Annotated in this window: 16 protein-coding genes; 4 read left to right on the top strand and 12 right to left on the bottom strand. The window is 64.1% G+C overall.

Annotated features, from left to right (window positions below):
• Positions 1-232: 232 nt before the first annotated feature.
• From ACVOLZ_RS20775 to ttcA, 3 genes are all read right to left on the bottom strand, one after another.
• A complete protein-coding gene (locus ACVOLZ_RS20775; protein ID WP_481517786.1) occupies positions 233-1,024 on the bottom strand; it encodes a M48 family metallopeptidase in 792 nt (263 codons plus the stop codon).
• A gap of 53 nt (positions 1,025-1,077) precedes the next feature.
• Entirely contained in the window at positions 1,078-1,986 is a 909-nt protein-coding gene (locus ACVOLZ_RS20770; protein WP_282269426.1) for a recombination-associated protein RdgC, read from the bottom strand.
• An 80-nt stretch (positions 1,987-2,066) separates the two neighbouring features.
• The gene (gene ttcA / locus ACVOLZ_RS20765) at positions 2,067-2,972 is read right to left on the bottom strand and encodes a tRNA 2-thiocytidine(32) synthetase TtcA (protein ID WP_481517785.1); all 906 of its coding nucleotides are present in this window, start codon (positions 2,970-2,972) and stop codon (positions 2,067-2,069) included.
• 74 nt (positions 2,973-3,046) lie between these two features.
• Here ttcA and ACVOLZ_RS20760 point away from each other — a divergent pair, with 74 nt between their 5' ends.
• Complete coding sequence (locus tag ACVOLZ_RS20760; protein ID WP_405051637.1) at positions 3,047-3,241, top strand: YdcH family protein; 195 nt, start codon at positions 3,047-3,049, stop codon at positions 3,239-3,241.
• A gap of 96 nt (positions 3,242-3,337) precedes the next feature.
• On the opposite strand, the gene plsB is transcribed toward ACVOLZ_RS20760, so the two are convergent.
• The 4 genes from plsB to ACVOLZ_RS20740 all read right to left on the bottom strand — a co-directional run bounded on the left by plsB (position 3,338) and on the right by ACVOLZ_RS20740 (position 8,853).
• Positions 3,338-5,959: a glycerol-3-phosphate 1-O-acyltransferase PlsB gene (gene plsB, locus ACVOLZ_RS20755; RefSeq protein WP_481517784.1), complete on the bottom strand. Its 2,622-nt coding sequence runs from the start codon at positions 5,957-5,959 to the stop codon at positions 3,338-3,340.
• Positions 5,960-5,967: 8 nt separating this feature from the next.
• Complete coding sequence (locus ACVOLZ_RS20750; RefSeq protein ID WP_481517783.1) at positions 5,968-6,930, bottom strand: hypothetical protein; 963 nt, start codon at positions 6,928-6,930, stop codon at positions 5,968-5,970.
• 304 nt (positions 6,931-7,234) lie between these two features.
• Positions 7,235-7,954 carry an orotidine-5'-phosphate decarboxylase gene (gene pyrF, locus ACVOLZ_RS20745; RefSeq protein WP_481517782.1) on the bottom strand — a complete coding sequence of 240 codons (720 nt, stop codon included), beginning with the start codon at positions 7,952-7,954 and terminating at the stop codon, positions 7,235-7,237.
• A complete protein-coding gene (locus ACVOLZ_RS20740) occupies positions 7,951-8,853 on the bottom strand; it encodes a 5'-nucleotidase, lipoprotein e(P4) family (protein WP_481517781.1) in 903 nt (300 codons plus the stop codon). The genes pyrF and ACVOLZ_RS20740 overlap by 4 nt, the downstream gene beginning before the upstream one ends.
• Positions 8,854-9,049: 196 nt before the next feature.
• Between ACVOLZ_RS20740 and ACVOLZ_RS20735 the strand changes: the two genes are divergently transcribed.
• Positions 9,050-9,715 carry a YceH family protein gene (locus ACVOLZ_RS20735; RefSeq protein ID WP_481517780.1) on the top strand — a complete coding sequence of 222 codons (666 nt, stop codon included), beginning with the start codon at positions 9,050-9,052 and terminating at the stop codon, positions 9,713-9,715.
• A 6-nt stretch (positions 9,716-9,721) separates the two neighbouring features.
• Here the strand turns inward: ACVOLZ_RS20735 and ACVOLZ_RS20730 are convergent, their stop codons facing one another.
• Positions 9,722-10,243 (bottom strand): GNAT family N-acetyltransferase, encoded by a 522-nt coding sequence (locus ACVOLZ_RS20730; protein WP_481517779.1) that lies wholly within the window; start codon positions 10,241-10,243, stop codon positions 9,722-9,724.
• 232 nt (positions 10,244-10,475) lie between these two features.
• Positions 10,476-12,458 carry a UvrD-helicase domain-containing protein gene (locus ACVOLZ_RS20725; RefSeq protein WP_481517788.1) on the bottom strand — a complete coding sequence of 661 codons (1,983 nt, stop codon included), beginning with the start codon at positions 12,456-12,458 and terminating at the stop codon, positions 10,476-10,478.
• A 76-nt stretch (positions 12,459-12,534) separates the two neighbouring features.
• On the opposite strand from ACVOLZ_RS20725, the gene ACVOLZ_RS20720 reads away from it, so the two are divergent.
• Both ACVOLZ_RS20720 and ACVOLZ_RS20715 read left to right on the top strand, forming a co-directional pair.
• Positions 12,535-13,155 carry a thymidine kinase gene (locus ACVOLZ_RS20720; RefSeq protein WP_481517778.1) on the top strand — a complete coding sequence of 207 codons (621 nt, stop codon included), beginning with the start codon at positions 12,535-12,537 and terminating at the stop codon, positions 13,153-13,155.
• Between the two features lie 60 nt (positions 13,156-13,215).
• A complete protein-coding gene (locus tag ACVOLZ_RS20715; protein WP_481517777.1) occupies positions 13,216-13,929 on the top strand; it encodes a sel1 repeat family protein in 714 nt (237 codons plus the stop codon).
• 36 nt (positions 13,930-13,965) lie between these two features.
• Here ACVOLZ_RS20715 and ACVOLZ_RS20710 read toward each other — a convergent pair whose 3' ends face one another.
• The 3 genes from ACVOLZ_RS20710 to ACVOLZ_RS20700 form a co-directional block, all read right to left on the bottom strand.
• Positions 13,966-14,430, bottom strand: coding sequence for a hypothetical protein (locus ACVOLZ_RS20710; RefSeq protein WP_481517776.1), 465 nt, complete (start codon positions 14,428-14,430; stop codon positions 13,966-13,968).
• Positions 14,431-14,499: 69 nt separating this feature from the next.
• A complete protein-coding gene (locus ACVOLZ_RS20705; RefSeq protein WP_481517787.1) occupies positions 14,500-16,104 on the bottom strand; it encodes an OpgD/OpgG family glucan biosynthesis protein in 1,605 nt (534 codons plus the stop codon).
• A 225-nt stretch (positions 16,105-16,329) separates the two neighbouring features.
• Positions 16,330-17,349 carry a DUF4380 domain-containing protein gene (locus ACVOLZ_RS20700; protein ID WP_481517775.1) on the bottom strand — a complete coding sequence of 340 codons (1,020 nt, stop codon included), beginning with the start codon at positions 17,347-17,349 and terminating at the stop codon, positions 16,330-16,332.
• Between the last annotated feature and the right edge of the window lie 138 nt (positions 17,350-17,487).

The raw sequence follows: 17,487 nt of genomic DNA, 5'->3' as shown, positions 1-17,487 counted from the left end.
TTTGGCTTTTGGCTTTTGGCTTTTGGCTTTTGGCTTTTGGCTTTTGGCTTTTGGCTTTTGGCTTTTGGCTTTTGGCTTTTGGCTTTTGGCTTTTGGCTTTTGGCTTTTGGCGCTTGCCGTTGCTACTGCCTTAGCCCTTCTCCCGCTTGCGGGAGAAGGGTTGGGATGAGGGGACGCTTTTGATCTTGCCGGTAAAGCCCCTGCCGAGCATGGTTCGGCACTACAGTGGCCTTTAACCCTGCGCCCGCAGCAGCTGATGCAGAGTGCTTTTCAAGCGACGGCCTTCCTCACGCAGGTAATCGCGCTCATCACGCCACTCAGGAAAGCGCGCTTCCACTTCCGCCCAGAATGCCGGCGAGTGGTTGGCCTGCAGCAGGTGACACAGCTCGTGCACCAGCACGTATTCAAACGCAGACGGCCGCGCCAACACCAAGGCCAGATCCAGGGCCATCGAACCATCCGGTGCCAGTGAACCCCATTGCGAGGACATCACTTTGGGCCGCAACCGCGATGGCGCACGCGCCAAACCCGGCAGATAACGTGGCAACCACTGGCCGACATCGGCACGCACCTGCATTTCATAGAATTCACGAAGCGCGCGCCGCAACGCTGGTTCCCCGGCACGCGCAGGCAGCTGGATAGTCACTACTCCAGCATCCGCCTCGATGCGGGTAAACCGCCCTTCCTGCCACTGCACCGGCAACAACTCGCCGCGCAACGGCAGCACACCGGGCTCGCGCAGGCGCAACGCCGGTGCCAACAAGCCATCGCCGCCCAGCCGCGCCAACTGCTGCTGCAACCATTGCCGGTTGGCCTGCAGGAAACGCTCGCCGGAAACCAGACTCGCGCGCAGCGGCAAGGTCAGCCGTGCGCCGCGTTCGTCCACGCTGAGTTTGAGCCGACGTGCGCGCGGATCACGCACGCGCAGTACTTCGATCTCGGCATCGTCCAGACGCAGGCGCACCGTGTCGCGCTGGATCACCGGCGCGGCGGGGGTCATCAGACGGCGAAGCAGACTAACCATAAGCCCAGCATAGTCCCTACCCGGTTACGAAACCGGGTAGGCCAGCAACGGGTTCAGCTATCAGCCTTGCTCAGCTTGAATGCCTGCTCCAACAGCAGGAACAGTCGACGGATTTCGCCGCTCTGCAGGGCAAAACGGGCATCCAGTTCGGCGCGGCGGCCTTCTTCGTCGATGTGCTCGAGCTGGTCCAGCGCGCCATCGAGGAATTTCAGCTTGCGCACGATCAGGTCGTCGCCGAGCACGAAGGACAGGTTGTCCTCGAAGATCAGCGCCAGCTTGGTGACCTGCTTACCGGCGTCCAGATGCTTGTCGATCTCGTCGCAGCGCAGTTCCTGGTGCTGGCACTTGACCACCGCGCCGCCTTCGGCCGGGTCCTTCATCTCGCATTCTTCGCCCAGGCTCAGGCCTTCGGGCAGCGGTTCGCCAGCGATCCACGCGGTCAGGATGGCACGCGGTGCGACTTCGGCGTTCAGCGGCATCGCCGGGAAGCTGCCGAGCATGCCGCGGATGTCGCTCATCACGTTCTCGCCGGTCTTGCGGCTGGAACTGTCAACGGCGACATAACCGTGCTGCAGGTCGAGGAAAGCATCGGTACGCGAGCTTTTGACGAAGGCACGCGGCAGCAGCTCGTGCAGCAGGTCGTCCTTCAGGCGCTTGCGCTCACGGCCGCCGGGCTTGCGGCCTTCCTTCTCCTCAATCTCTTCCAGCTTGCGCTGCAGCAGATCGTTGACCACCACACTCGGCAGGATCTTATCTTCGCCACCGACGGTCAGCCACAGCGCATCGCCGATGCGGTGCGAGAACTGGATTTTTTCTTCACGGCCGAACGGCGAGATGAAGCCGCGCGAGGTCATTTCCAGCGCGCCGACCGGCTTGAGCACCACCTGCGGCAGCAGCGTGTCGACGTCGGAGAAATCAATGGAGGTCGGGAAACGGAACAGCGTGAGGTTCTTGAAAAACATGAATTAGGAGCCGGGAATAGGGAATCGGGATAGGGGAATGGGCAAGCCATGCCACCAGGGAGTTGGAGTGGTGCCGGAGGTCAGACGCTACCACTCCGTGCACTCTGGTCTTCGCCGTCCAGCCACGCCTGCGCATCAGACTGCGGCGCGTCTTCACGGCGACCCAGCGCCATGAAGTCAAACAGCTTGGGATCAGCCAGCTGCGAGGGGCGGATATCGCCCAACGCGCGCGAGATCTGCTCGATGCGACCGGGCGTGTCCTTTTCCCACTGCTTCATCATCAGACCGACCTGCTTGCGCTGCAGGTTTTCCTGGCTGCCGCACAGATTGCACGGAATGATCGGGAACTGGCGGGTATTGGCGTACTCGATGATGTCCGCTTCGCGCACATAGGCCAGCGGGCGAATCACCACATGCTTGCCGTCGTCGCTGCGCAGCTTGGGCGGCATGCCGGAAATCTTGGAATGGTGGAACAGGTTCATGAAGAACGTAGCCACCATGTCATCGCGGTGATGACCCAGCGCGATCTTGGTGAAGCCATTGGCTTCGGCATAGGTGTACAGCGAGCCACGGCGCATGCGCGAGCACAGCGAACACATGGTCTTGCCTTCCGGGATCACCCGGCTCACCACCGAATACGTGTCCTGTTCGATGATGTGGTACGGCACGCCGACCGAGGCCAGGTATTCAGGCAGCACATGCTCGGGGAAACCGGGCTGCTTCTGGTCCAGGTTCACCGCCACCAGCTCGAACGGCACCGGCGCCTTCTTCTGCAGCTGCAATAGGATGTCCAGCAAGGTATAGCTGTCCTTGCCGCCGGACAGGCAGACCATCACCTTGTCACTGGCCTCGATCATGCCGAAGTCGGCAATGGCCTGGCCTACCTGGTGACGCAGGCGTTTGCCGAGTTTCTGGTGTTCACGTTCGGCCACGTGCGGATCACGGGCCCGCGGGGCGGGATCGGGCAGGGAAATGACAGCGCTCATCCGCCCATTCTACCGGGTGGCGGCGTCCCTCACGTGGCCAGCGGCAACGTGTATGCTCGATCCCCGTGGAGACCATGACCCCCGAGCAGATCAGCCAACGCATCGCCGTCCTGCGCGCCGAACACCGCAGCCTGGACGAAGACATCGCGCGCCTGGCCGCCAACCCGGACGACGATCTGGAGGCCAAGCGGCTGAAGAGGCGCAAGCTGCAGCTGCGCGACTGCATCACCAAGCTGGAAAGCATGCTGATCCCGAACGAGCCAGCCTGAACGGGGCTCAACAACCGGGTAGTGCCGAGCCATGCTCGGCAGAGGCTTTACCGGTAGAGCCCCAGCGGAGCATGGCTCCGCTCTACAGGGCACCCATCAAGCTGCTGGCGGCACGTCCGGCTTCACCGCTTCCGGGCTCACTCGCTCGATGGTGTGGCGCAGTTCGCGGCCGAGGATGAACTTGGCGTCCTTGGCCCAGGCATCCAGGCGCTCGTCGAACAGCAGCTTGCTGTTCTGGTCCGGCCAGACCAGGCGCAGTTCGCGCATCTTCTGGATGAAGCCACGGAACAGGGTCTTGTCGAAGAACTCCGGTGCGGCCGGTGCGTACAGCAGGCTCAGGCGCTGTGCAGCCTGTTGGCACAGGCTTTCCAGTTCACCAGCGCCGAGCGTGCCCGGGCCGTTCTTCACCAGCACCGAGATGGCGATGTAATAGCGCTCGAACGCCTGTTGCAGCGAGTGACCAATCGCGCGCAGACGGAATACTTCGTCGGTCTGGCCGGTGCTGCGCGCGAGCATGCCGCCATCGTCTTCGCCCACGTGCTGCATCAGGCCTTCACGCACGAATACGTCGATGGTCTGGTCGATGCGCGCGGCGAATTCGTCCTCGGTCCAGGGCAGGAACAACTCCGCCTGCAGGAACGGGTACAGGCCGCGACCCAGGCGCAGCAGGCCACCACGGCTCATGCGGCGGTTGTTCTGGAAGCAGCACGCCACCCACGACGATGCGGTGAACAGGTGCAGCACGTTGTTGCGGAAATAGCTCAACAACACCGCGGTGTCGCCACTGACACTGAGCACATCGCCAAGCGGGTGCTTGATGCGGGTGAGGACGTTGATTTCCTCGGCGTGGGCAATGATGCGCTCGGGCGAATGCGGGGTGACCGTGACCCGGTCGGAGTACGGCATTTCCACCAGCAGCTTCTTGCACAGCTCGATCTGCGCGATCAGGTCGGCCTCGCCCATCGCGTGCTTGGGCGTGGACAGCAGCGCCAGCGCCAGCAGGTTGATCGGGTTGACGTCGGCAGCAGCGTTGATGCGTTCCTGGATCTGCTCGGCGAGCACATCGACGGTGCCGGCCAGCCAACCCGGCTTCTCGTCTTCGGGCACCGGTTGGCCGTCCCATTCGGGCGCCATCCTGGCCAGCACGTCGTTCAAGGCGATCGGCTCACCGAAGTTCACCACCACCTGGCCGTAGTTCTGCTTGAGCACCTTGGGGATGCCCCACAACAGCGCCCAGATCGATTCCTTTTCCTTCGGCCGGCCAGTGAGCTCGTCAAGGTAGCTGTTGCCCTCCATCAGCTTTTCGTAGCCGACGTAGATGGGCTGGAACAGCACCGGCTTGCGCGGCTGGCGCAGGAAGGCGCGCAGCGTCATCGAGATCATGCCGCCCTTGGGCTGCAGCAGACGACCGGTACGCGAGCGACCGCCTTCAACGAAGTATTCGATCGAATAGCCGCCAGCCACCAGCTGCGCAACGTACTCGCTGAGCACCGCCGAGTACAGCGCGTTGCCCTTGATCGAGCGGCGGATGAAAAACGCGCCGCCCTTGCGCAGCAGCGTGCCGACCACCGGCAGGTTGAGGTTGATGCCGGCCACGATGTGCGGCGGCACGATGCCGCGGTCGTACAGCAGGTAGCTCAGCAGCAGGTAGTCCATGTGGCTGCGATGGCTGGGCACGTAGATGATTTCGTGGCCAGGCGCGGCTTCCTTGAACTTGTCCAGGTGATGCACCAGCACGCCGGCATAGATGCGGTTCCAGACGTGGCTGAGCATGAAGCTGGCCGAGCGCACCACCGGGGTGGAATAGTCGGCAGCGATTTCCCAGGCATAGCCCTGCGCCTTCTTCCAGGCGTCGGTGGTCTTGGAGTTGTCGCGTTTGGCCTGCACAGCGATGGCTTCGCGCACCGAATCGGCTTCCAGCACCTTGTCCACCAGCAGGCGGCGGGTGGAAAGATCCGGGCCGATGATCGATTCGCGGATGCGACGGAAGTGGGTGCGCAGCACGCGCTGCAGCTTGCGTACGGTGCGCTCGGGCTCCAGGCCTTCGTCGACGGTGCCGCGCAGCGATACCGGCGGGGCGAAGCGGACGATGGTGTCGCGGCCGTTGAGCAGGATCGCCAGCAAGCGGCGGAAGCGCCCGACCAACGCCCAGTTTTCCGAGAACAGCACCGCGAACCAGCCGCTCTGCTTGTCCGGGGCGCGGCCGACGAAGATCGACACCGGCACCAGATGTACGTCCAGGCCCGGGTTGGCGCGGTGCGCCTGCAGCAGCTTGGCCAGCGAATCGGAATGGGTCTTGGCGCCACGCTGCTCGGGCAGCAGCATGTTGTTGCTGGAGCGGCGTGACAGCGCTACGTAGGCGCGCTTGCGCCCGGTCGGGTCACCGGCCAGCGGCACCAGCGGCGAAGGCAGGCCGGCATCGCGGCAGGCCTTGTCCAGGATCAGCGCGTTGGACAGACCGTAGTCCTCCAGCACGTACACCACCGGGCGGCCGTCGTTGTAGTCGCCGGGTTGCTCGGGCTCGATCTTCAGGCCCAACCAGGGCTCGATCAGCTTGCCCAGCAGGCGCGACCACAGCGGGCGACGCGCAGCACGGGCCGCAGGCGACGGGCGCGCGGAAGCGCCCGGCACGATGGCAGCAGGAGTGGCGGGCGTCGCGTTGGCGTCGTCCGGCGGCAGCAGTTCACCCTGATCGGGCTGGGATTTCTGTTTCGACATCGGCGCCATTATGGCTTAGCCGCCGCTGCGGCGTTGTCTGCTGTTTCCGGATCTGGGACTTCGGCCGCCTGCAGGGCATCGGCCTTGGCCTGTTCGGCCGCGCGCGCGGCCACCAGCACCGCGTCCACATCGCTGAGCGTACGTGCCAGATACCAGCGTTTGTCATGCCGGACCAAGGCCACCTCAAGGTCCAGCTGCTTGCCTGCCAGCGGGTACTGCACGCGAACGGTTGCACGGTCGCCATCCTGCGAGACCAGGCCGGTACGCATCTGATCCACGCTTTCATCCAGCTTCAGGCCATAGGCTGCCAGTACCTGCTTGCTGGCCGCTGCGAACGGGCCGAGCTTCTGCAAGCTGCCGGTCATGCCGGCCTGCTGGAAGGCCTGCTCACTGACCAGGCCGGTGGCGCGGGCGGCAGCCGTGAGGGTGGCAATCGAGGTCTGCGCCAGCTTGGGGTCCGGCAGCGGTGCGGCCTGGGCCCAGTCGCTGAGCGCGGTGACCAGCTGCACGTAATGCGCACGTTCTGCTGCGTTGTAGTCACCTTGGTGGCTGATGTACTGCACGCCGAACAGACCCAGCGAATGCGCGGCCTGCCGCACCGCGGCGGTCTGGCCCTCCAGCTGCGCCTTGAAGGCGCGCTGCAGTTTGCGCTCGGCATCCTGCTCCGACAGCGTGGCCAGCAGTGCGGGCAGCTTTTCGTCCAAGGGCAGCTCGGTCAGCGGCCAGCGGCTATGGCCCTGCGCCCAGGCGGCTTCCAGTTCGGCGTACTGGGCCGGTGGCACCGCAGCGCGGGCATAGCCGACCAGGTCGTTGTTGCGCAGGTGCTGGGTCAGCTGGCGTACCGCCGCGGCCGGCTCGGTGGCGGCGCCCGGCAAGGGCTCAGCGTTGCGCTTGCAGGCGGCCAACAGAACTACAAGGCAGACCGAAGCCAATACGATGTTCTGACAGCTGCGTAGTGAACGGCGTTGCATGGCGGCGGCTATCCTCCCCGTGGGCCAAGCATCTTGATGCCTGCCCGGTGACAGCAGCAAGCACGGCCGTCACGGCGCCGAAGGGCAGCTCAGATGTGGGCAGTAGCCCCGGCAGCGCCTTTCTCGATTTCCCGATCCCGGAATAAAAAAAGAGGCCGCCCCGTTGCCGGTGACAGACCCCTCAAACCGACGTGAAGCCGGTAGACATGTTTGACGCATCGCCGGCAGAGCCGGACGAGACGTAGCCTACGCGCCGGCTTCAGTTAATGCAACACTTCATGAACAATGCGATAAGTCATTGATTTCACTTGAACGACGCGGCAATTTCAAGCTGCATTGCCAGTGCTGCAGCGCGCGGATCGGCTGCCAGACGGATCGGTCGGCCGACGACAATCGCGTCAGCGCCGTCAGCAAAGGCCTGGGCCACGCCCACGGTGCGCTGCTGGTCATCGCCCACCGGCCCACCGGGGCGGATACCTGGGCAAACGATGGAGAAACCCTGACCGGTAGCGGCGCGGATCGGCGCGGCCTCCTGGCCGGAAGCGATCACGCCGTCGATACCGGCACGCTGCGCGGCCAATGCGCGTTCCACCACCACGTCGACGGGTTCGCGGTCGATGCCCATCTGCGCAAGATCCGGCCGCCCCATCGAGGTCAGCACGGTCACCGCCAGCAGGCGCATCTCCGAGCTGTTGGCGGCTGCAGCGGCTTCCATCATGCCGGGATGCCAGCCGTGGATGGTGCAGTAGCTCACCGGCCACTGCGACAGGCGCTTGATCACGCCGGCAATGGTGGCCGGGATGTCGAAGAATTTCAGGTCGACGAACACGCGCTTGTCGCGCTTGGCCAGTTCGTCGAGCACGTCGAAGTATTCGCCCGAGGCCAGCAGCTCCATGCCGATCTTGTAGAACGACACTGCATCGCCAAGCTTGTCCACCCACTCGATGGCTTCGGCCTTGCCGGGCACATCGAGGGCGAAGATCAGGCGTTCGTCGTTACGCAGCGGCAGCGGTGCGCGGCTCATCGGGCCACCTCCAACGCTTCACGCTTTGCCCCGTTGCGCAGGTCCGCCGGCAGCGACCAGGCATTGTTGATGGCCGCACCTTCCCAGCCACCATAGGTGGGGTTGGACAGGATCCACCAGCGCGAGCCGATCCAGCCCTGGTACTTGTCCAGCAGCTGGTCGCGCGCGGCCAGGCTGTTGTCCTCGACCTGCAGGAAATCGGTGAACTGGTCGCCCACCTGCATCAGCACGCGGTAGCTCTGCGCCACCAGCTGGCGACGGCAACCCTTCTCGCTGCCGTGTTCGGTGCAGCCCGGCACCGGCGTGCCCAGGCCCAGATAGACGCTGTCATCGGCGACCGGGAAGCCAACCTGACGCAGGTTGGCGATGGTGGCGCCCTTCATCGCCGCGGTGCGGTTGCTGATGTAGATCATGGTCACGCCCTTGGCGGCGGCGGCCTGCGCGAACTGCACCGCGCCGGGTACCGGCTGCGCCTTGCGCTCATCCACCCAAGCCTCCCAGGTGGCGTCGCTGTAGCTGCTGCCGTCGCGCACCAAACGCGCCTGGTAAGGCGAGTTGTCGAGCACGGTCTCGTCCACGTCCACCACCACCGCCGGCTTCAACTTGGCCGACTGGTGCTTGCCGCCTTCTTCCGGCAACAGCGCGGTCCAGCTGCCATCGGCAAGCGCCGCATCAAGCTGTGCGCCGGCCAGCTTCCAGGTCTGCAGCGCGCTGGCCCGATATTCCTGCGAACGCTGCACCCACAGCACGGCATTGAGGTTGTCGTTGGGGGCATTGGCCGGAGCTACGACGGCGTCGGCCGGGGCCGGCGAAACGCGGCTAAGCGGCGCGGTCGAGCTGCAGGCAGCCAGCGACAGCACGGTGCCGGCCAGCAGGGTAAGGGCGGGGAATCGGGACATGGCAACTACCGGGAATCTTTGAAAACCGCGCAAGTTTACCGGCTCCCTGCTTTGCCCGCCTTGCCGGGCTGAAGCAGGAGCTGAAACCGGGGCCAGAGTGGGGTTTCGGAACGAAATCTCACTCTGACCTCGGTTTTAGCCGCAATTTCCGCACTCAGCTATGCTTGCGCCCCCTAGCAAGACCAGAGCCCGGACCGTGACCGACGCCAGCCAGACCCCCGATTTCCCTATCCTCGACGCCGCCCAGGCGCGCGTGCTGGGCTGCCTGATCGAGAAAGAGGCCACAACCCCGGATACCTACCCGCTGACGGTCAATGCCGCCCAGGTGGCCGCCAACCAGAAGACCGCGCGCGAGCCGGTGATGAATCTGGACCCCGGCAAGGTGCAGCACGCACTGCGCCAGTTGGAGACACTGGGCCTGGTGCGCCAGCACTTCGCCTCGCGCGCCGACCGCTACGAACACCTGACCGGCCCCAAGCTCGACCTGCCGCGGCAGCAGGTCGCTCTGCTCGGCTTGCTGCTGCTGCGCGGCCCGCAAACCGCCGGTGAGCTGACCACCCGCAGTGAGCGCTTGGCCAAGTTCGCCGATGCCGCCGACCTGCGCCACCAGTTGGAACGCCTGCAGCAGCGTGGCTTGGTTGTGCAGCTGCCGCGCGGCTCCGGCCAACGCGAAGACCGCTTCATGCACCTGCTGTGTGGCGCAGTTGATGTGGATGCACTGGCGGCGCAGTACCGTGCGCCGTCGGGTTCTGCCGCCACCGTCGACAACAGCGCCTTGGAAGAACGGGTGCAGCAGCTGGAAGCCACCGTCGCTGCCCTGCAGGAACAACTGGCAGCGTTGCAGGAGCAGCTGGGCGGCTGAGCCGGCTCAGTCTTTTGGCGTGTTGACGAACAGCAGCAGCTGTTCGTCCTCGCCAGGCAGCACCACCGTACCGCCATCGTCGAAGCCGAGCTTTTCCAGCAAGGCGACCGAGCGTGCGTTGCCCTGCGACACGATCGCACGCAGTTCGCCCAAGCCCAGCGTGTTGCGGGCGTAATCGAGTACGCCCTGCACCGCTTCGCGCGCATAGCCTTGGCCCGTGTAGGGCGATAGCAAGGCGTAGCCGACATCGGCACTGGGCAGGCCCGGTCGCCGCACCAGACCGGCATTGCCCACCCAGGCGCCGTCGCTACGGCGTTCAATCGCATACATGCCGAAGCCATGCGCGGCATAGCTGCCGAAGGTGTGCTTGCGCACGTATTCGCGTGCTTCCTCTACGGTGCGAACGCCGCGATCACCGATGAATTGGTGAAAGCCCGGTTCGTTGAGCAATTGCAGCATCGCGGCGGCATCGCCGTCGTCATCGCGCAGCAGGCGCAGTTGCAGGCGTTCGGTCTGGATCAGGGGCATGGTGGACTCGGCGCTTCTGCCCCCTCCCTTCTGCGTAGCAGAGGGGAGGGCTGGGGAGGGGTGATTTTGGTTTTTGCCGGTAAAGCCCCTGCCGAGCATGGCTCGGCACTACCGCCGTCTCCTTTGGCCAAGGGAGGGCTGAGGGGCGCCCCAATCAAAGCGCAAAACCCGGTGCCAAAGCTACCCCCTCCCGGCCTTCCCCTAGGCTGCGCCAAAGGGGAGGAGACAAGCATCAATCAAACAGCGCTTGAATCGCTGCCAATCCGGCCTTGGCCCGCTCCTGTTTGTGCGCGGCATCGGCAACCGGGTCCGCACCATCGCGCTGGATTTCGCCGGCCGGAATCTCGTCGAAAAAACGACTCGGCTTGAGTCGGATGTGCTCGCCAAACTTGCGCGTCAAACGACTGAAGCTCATCCACAACTGGATCTTGGCGCGGGTGATGCCCACGTACAGCAAGCGCCGCTCTTCCTGCAGATTGCCTTCATCCAGGCTGACCTGATGCGGCAGCACGCCGTCCTCGCAGCCAACGATGAACACGTACGGAAACTCCAGGCCCTTGGACGCATGCAGGGTCATCATCCGCACCTGGTTGCCGCCGTCGTCCTTGTCGTTACGCGAAATCAGCGCCAGCTGCGCGGCCATGTCGGCGGCGCTGGCGCCGCGCGGGCCGCTCTCGAACCACGAAGCCAGTTCTTCCAGATTGTTTGCGCGACGCTCGTAGCCGGCAGTGTCCTTGGCCGCATTCCGCAGTTCGGCCAACATGCCCGAATCCTTGGACACACGCCGCACCAGATCGCCTGAGCTCATGCCACGCATATCCAGCCGCAGCGCGCGCAGGATGTCGGTGAACTTGCTCAAGCTATTGGCCGCACGCGGGGTAAGCTGCGCAAGCGCGCCCATGCTCTCGGCGGCCTGCGCCATCGGAATGTCTTTCTCCGACGCCAATTCGGCCAGCTTGGCCAACGTGCTTGCGCCGACATCGCGCTTGGGCGACTGCACCGCGCGCATGAAGGCGGTGTCGTCGTCCGGATTCACGATCAATCGCAACCAGGCCAACGTGTCCTTCACTTCCTGCCGTTCCAGGAACACCGTGCCACCGTTGAGGTGGTACGGCACGCCAACCAGCTGCATCGCTTTTTCCAGTGGCCGCGACTGGAAATTACCGCGGAACAGGATGCAGAAATCGCTCCACGGAATCTTGCGGTTGGTGGCGAGGAAGTGGATCTCCGAGGCGACTTTCTCCGCCTCATGTTCACTGTTGCGGCATTCCCAGACGCGGATGCGCTCACCGTCGGCCTGATCCGACCACAAGGTCTTCAGATGCTCGTGCGGGTTGTGCGCGATCAAGGCATTGGCCGCGCGCAGCACCCGGTTGGAGCAGCGGTAATTCTGTTCCAGCTTGATGATCTGCAGTGCGGGGTAATCCACGCCCATCTGCTGCAGATTTTCGGGATTGGCGCCGCGCCAGGCATAGATCGACTGATCGTCATCGCCCACACAGGTGAAGTTGCCGGCGGGCCCGGCCAGCTGCTTGAGCAACCGGTACTGGGCGTCGTTGGTATCCTGGCATTCGTCGACCAACAGGTAGCCGATGCGCTCGCGCCAGGCCAGGGCGATATCAGGGTGTTCTTCCAGCACCTGCACCGGCAGGCGGATCAGGTCATCGAAATCCACCGCGTTGAACGAGGTCAGGCGGGTCTGGTACAGCTCGTAGACCATCGCCGCGTCCTTCTCGCGGTTGCTGCGCGCCGCCGCCATCGCCTGCTCGGGCGACAGCCCGGAGTTCTTGGCCCGCGAGATCAGGTTCTTCATGTCCTCGATATCGTCAGGCTTGGCATTGCTGCCGCCCAGCAGATCCTTGATCTGCGCGCCGGCATCATCGGCATCGAAGATGGAGAAGTTGCGCTTCAGGCCCACCTGTTCATGTTCGATCTGCAGGAACTTCAGGCCCAAGGCATGGAAGGTGCAGATGGTGACTTCGGCCGCGTCCTCGGCGCGCAGGCGCTTGGCCACACGCTCGCGCATTTCCTTGGCCGACTTGTTGGTGAAGGTGATCGCGGCGATACGGCGCGCGCTATAGCGGCGGATACCGATCAGATGGGCGATTTTCTCGACGATCACACGCGTCTTGCCGCTGCCGGCACCAGCCAGCACCAGCAGAGGACCTTCGGCGTGCACAGCCGCCGCGCGTTGGGGGGGATTGAGGGAGTCCAGCATGGGGTGGTTTCAGTCGCAGGCAGGCAGTGTAAGCCATCGCCCGTGAGCGCCGGCTGGCGCGGTAAAATGGGGCATGGCCAAGCTCTATTTCTACTATTCGGCGATGAACGCCGGCAAGACCACCACCATGCTGCAGTCCGCGCACAATTACCGCGAGCGCGGCATGCGGGTTGCCCTGCTGACCCCGCACCTGGACGACCGCGCTGGCACCGGTGTGGTCGCCTCGCGGATCGGACTGCAGGCGCAGGCGACCACCTTCGAACGCGATACCGACCTGGAGAAGCTGATCCAGCAGAACATCGCCGCCCACGGCAAGCTCGGCTGCGTGCTGGTGGATGAGGCCCAGTTCCTGAGCAAGTCGCAGGTCTGGCAGCTGTCCGAGGTTGTCGATCAGCTGCGCATTCCCGCCTTGTGTTACGGGCTGCGTACCGATTTCCGTGGCGAACTGTTCGAAGGCAGCCAATACCTGCTGGCCTGGGCCGACGAGATGCAGGAGATCAAGACCATCTGCCACAGCGGCAAGAAGGCGACGATGACCGTGCGCGTGGACGAGAACGGATTTGCCGTGCAGGACGGCCCGCAGGTGGAGATCGGCGGCAATGACCGCTATGTGTCGGTGAGCCGCGCCGAGTTCAAGAAGATCACCCGCGGTGAGGGGCGGATTGATCCGATGCAGGCGCCGCTGCCGTTGTAGCGGCGGATTTACATTAGCCCCGGTGCCGCCTTAGGCTGCGAACATCTCCAAGGAAGAATGATGCCCACCATGTTCCGCTATCTATTCATCATCCTGCTGTTGCCACTTTGTCTGCCCGCTGTCGCAGCCGAAACACCGCCACAAGAAGACGGCCCCTTACTCAACGCCGGATTCCTGGATGGTCATCCGGACATGATGTACCGGCAGTGGGGGGTAAACGCACTGCATCGCGGTGAGGTCGATAGCGCGATGGAGAACTTCCGGCTCTCCGCGCGCTATGCGGACAAGCCGGCGCAGGGCTACTTGGCCGAAATGTACTGGTTCGGTGTGGAACGCCCTGCAGATCGGGTCATGGCATTTGCCTGGATGGATGTCGCCGCCGAACGCGGGTACCCCTTGTTCGTCGAGCTGAGGGACCAGTATTGGGCAGCCCTGCCGCTGGAACAGCAGGAGGTAGCCCGTACCCAGGCCCGACAGATCGCAGCAGAATATGGTGATGCCGTGGCCAAGCCGCGGATCGCCGCAGTACTGAGTCGCGGCCTGCGTGCAATGACAGGCAGCCGTACCGGCTCGATGTCGAACAATGTCGATATCGTCTACAACGACGGCGGAATGCAGCGCACCATCAAGGCTGACCGGCTTTATGACAAGAAGTACTGGGATCCGGATCTCTACCAGAAGTGGCAGGACGAGACCTGGATGAAGATCCGCCGCGGCACTGTGGAAGTGGGCAAGCCCGCGATGAGCATTCCTGCGGCTACCGACAAGCCCTGATCTCGGCCCGGGGCGGGATCAAACCCGCCCCGGTGTTCACGACATTTCTAAATTGTCGCTAGTCAGGTGCGACAAAAAACTGAAAGCCAGGGTAGCCCCCAGGCGGGTCAAGCAGGCAAGGTCCTGATTCGCGATGAAGCCCCCTTCCTGTTCGGGTGAATTCTTCACCGGCAACAACAGGTCTACTTCAACAAACTCCGGCACCACCTCTCGCAACACCCGTTGGATGTTCTCCTCGCCACCGAGATGGGTGACGATCATGGGAACCATCGCAAACATCGATGTGGACGGTGGCAGACAGATGCGCCAGCTGACATAGGATCGCTTCAACGGCGCCTGCGCCAGCCGACGCACCTGCCCGGCCGACCCGAGCCCATGCGCTTCCACACCGGATAGAGCGGCGACCCACTGTGGCGCTGCAGAAAAGCCACGCAACGTAAGGGTCACCGCCCGTTGCCGTAGTACCTGTAGCGTTTGGCGATCTTGGTCGACATACATCATTGATTATCTCGTGCGGGCAGGGCCATTGCGTCCAGGAACTCGAAACCTGACGGCAATGCCGCCGGGTACTCAATACAACGTCCGCTCCGGCGCTCCTGCTGCTGGCGGGGTGTACTGGTACAACCAGGTTTCGGTCAGGGTTTTGCCGCCACTGCGCAGGTAGAGACGTACGTCGATCTGCTCGGTGCTGCCTTCCGGCGGCACCAGGTCGAACATGGCGCGGTAGCCCTTGATCTCACGCAGCGGGCGCGCCGATACCACTTCCACGCGGCCACGGCTGGTTTCCACCACCGCCTCGACGTCGGCCTTGTCGATCAGGCCGGCCAGTTCGCCGCCTTCGAAATCCACCGCGAAACGCCAAGAGAAATACTCGCGCTTCTTGCCGATGATGCCGCCCAGGCCGGTGCGGCTGGCCACGCAGTGGGCGAGCGGCGGACGTGCTGGCGGCTCGGCGCCCCAGTACAGGCGATAGCCGACCAGCAATTCCTGGCCCGGCTGCGGCTTGGCCTTGGGGTTCCAGAACGCGACGATGTTGTCGAAGGTCTCATCGACAGTGGGAATCTCCACCAACTGCACCGAGCCTTCGCCCCATTGCCCCTTCGGTTCGATCCACAGGCAGGGGCGCTTCTCGTAGAACACGCCATCGTCCTGGTAATGGTCGAAGTTGCGGTCACGCTGCAGCAGGCCGAAGCCGCGCGGGTTGTTGTCGACGAACATGTTGAAGCGCAGGTTGGCCGGGTTGCACAGCGGCCGCCAGATCCATTCGCCGGCACCGTTCCACATCGACAAGCCGTCGGTGTCGTGGATCTCCGGACGCCAGTCCCAATCCATGCGGCGGTCGTTCTCGCCAACCTGGTACATGCTGGTGCACGGCGCGATGCCGAGCCGCTCGATTTCCTTGCGCGGGTACAATGCGCTGTCGATATCCATCAGCAGCACATCGCCATTGGTGATGGCGAAGCGATAGGCACCGGCAACACTGGGCGAATCCAATAAGCCATAGACAACCAGCGTGTCCGAGTCGGCTGACGGCTGCTCCAGGTAGTAGGCGATGAAGTCCGGGAACTCTTCCGGACGGCCCATGCCGGTATCGATCGCCAGACCACGCGCCGATTGCCCGTACTGCCCTTCCTTGCCTACCGCGCGGAAGTAGCTGGCGCCGAGGAATGCGGCGAAATCGCGATCGGTATCGCTGCGGGTATTGAGGCGGAAGCCGGCGAAGCCGAGATCTGCCGGCAACTCGCCATCGTGGATGCCGCTCTTGCCGTAGTTGAACGCCGCGCCGTCATAGGCCAGTTCCTGCGCCTTGCCATCGACCACATCGAACATGCGCACCGGCGAATGGAAGTACAGGCCGAGGTGGAAGAACTTCGCCTGGAACTTGCCGGGCTGGTCAGCCCACAGCGCATGATCCTGGCGGTAGCTGATGGACTGGTACTGGTCCCAGTCGAGCTTCTCCAGCGCGCCCGGCAGGGTGCGCTTGTGGCTCTTGTACGGCGCCTGCGCCAATGCCCGGGCCTGACCCTTGAGGGTGGCGAAGTCGAAAGGCTGCGGCTGGCCCAGACGACGCAGGCCCAGCTGCTCAGGCTTGCCCGCAGCACAGGCGCTGAAGGCGGGAAGGCCGAAGGCCGCCAAAGCGGCAGCGGCGTTGCGCAGGAAGTCGCGTCGTTGCATGAAAGGCAGGCCGATAGGGGACCGCAGCATGGTAGGCGGAATTGTGTGAATCGACAGCCTCGGAACAGCGGCGGATGAACATCACCTTCAGCCAGCCGGGAAAAGCCCCCCCTCCCCAAACCTCCCCTTGCCTATGGCAAAGGGAGGGGGCAGAAGCGGGTAGTGCCGAGCCATGCTCGGCAGAAGCTTTACCGGCAATGCCCCAAGCGCAGCAGGGGCTGTGCTCTACCGACAAGCACCCGCCAACTGCAACGCCGCCGCCTGCGCGCACAGGAATCCACGCTGCGCCGCCACGTCATCACCACCCGCCCATTGCAACAGGGTCCATTGTTCAGCTGCCTGCATCCGCTCCCCGGCTTGCAGCTCGCGGTAAGGCGCATGCACTTCCATCTCCAGCAGCCCTTCGGCGATACCGCCGGCATCCAGATACAACTCGACCTGGGCCTGCTCGGGATGGATGGCGGCGCGTGGCTGTTTGGCAAAGCGGATGATCAATGCCTGGCTGCCGTTGAAGCCGGCCATCCAGCCCACCGTGGGCTGCACAAACCATTTGCCGCGCGGCCCCCTGCTGCCAGCACCGGCATGCAGCACCAGCATGCCGTCTTCAAAGCGATGGTCCGGCATGTCCGGGTCGGGCGCGCCTTCGACACGGATGTCGCTGGCCATGCTGACCGGTACGAACACGCGGGTAGCGGGGTGGACACGGGTGTTGAACCACAGGTCCCAGGCGACCGGCGTGTCGCGGATGTTCTGCGCACTGACCTGCAACTGCACGGTGTCGGCACGCTCTGGATCAAGCCGGAATGTCTTTTCCAATTGCATGCCGGTCACCGGGCTGGCCGCACCGCGCAGACGTAGCAGGTCCGCGTCGCGCTGCAACCATTGCGCAGCGGCCAGCGACAACCATGGATCCGGCGGCCAATTGGCCGCAGCTGCTCGGCGCTCGGCATTGATCTGCTGGTGCAGCCACCACTGCGATTGCGGGCCAACCCAGACGTCATGGCCGAGGTAGGCGATGTCACCGCTGCTGGCGTTTATCTCTGGATTCGCCTGCGTACCGACCGCTGCGCCTACCCGCAGAAAGTTGGGTTCGCCTTTGCGCTGCAGTGACAGCACCCGACCACCGAAGGCCGAGGTCAGCTGCAATTGCAGTTCGCTGCTTTCGAGAGTGGCGTAGCGCTCGTCTGTTGAAATACCGGGTTGAGCGATCGCCAAGGAGGGCAGTAACAGCAGGCAAAACGTCATTCGAAGATGCAGCTGCATTGGGTGCTCCCCGTGGGTCAGTGGGGATCATGGCAGAGGTTGCGGCGGCCGTGCCGCCGTAGTTGGGGGGGGGCGGGCGGGAGGGGCGGGGGCGGGCGGAGGCGGCGCCCCCGGGGCGCG

Source organism: Stenotrophomonas sp. STEN020, from assembly GCF_056760195.1.
Note: the sequence above shows the minus strand (reverse complement) of the source record. Positions and strands in the feature narration are given on the sequence as shown.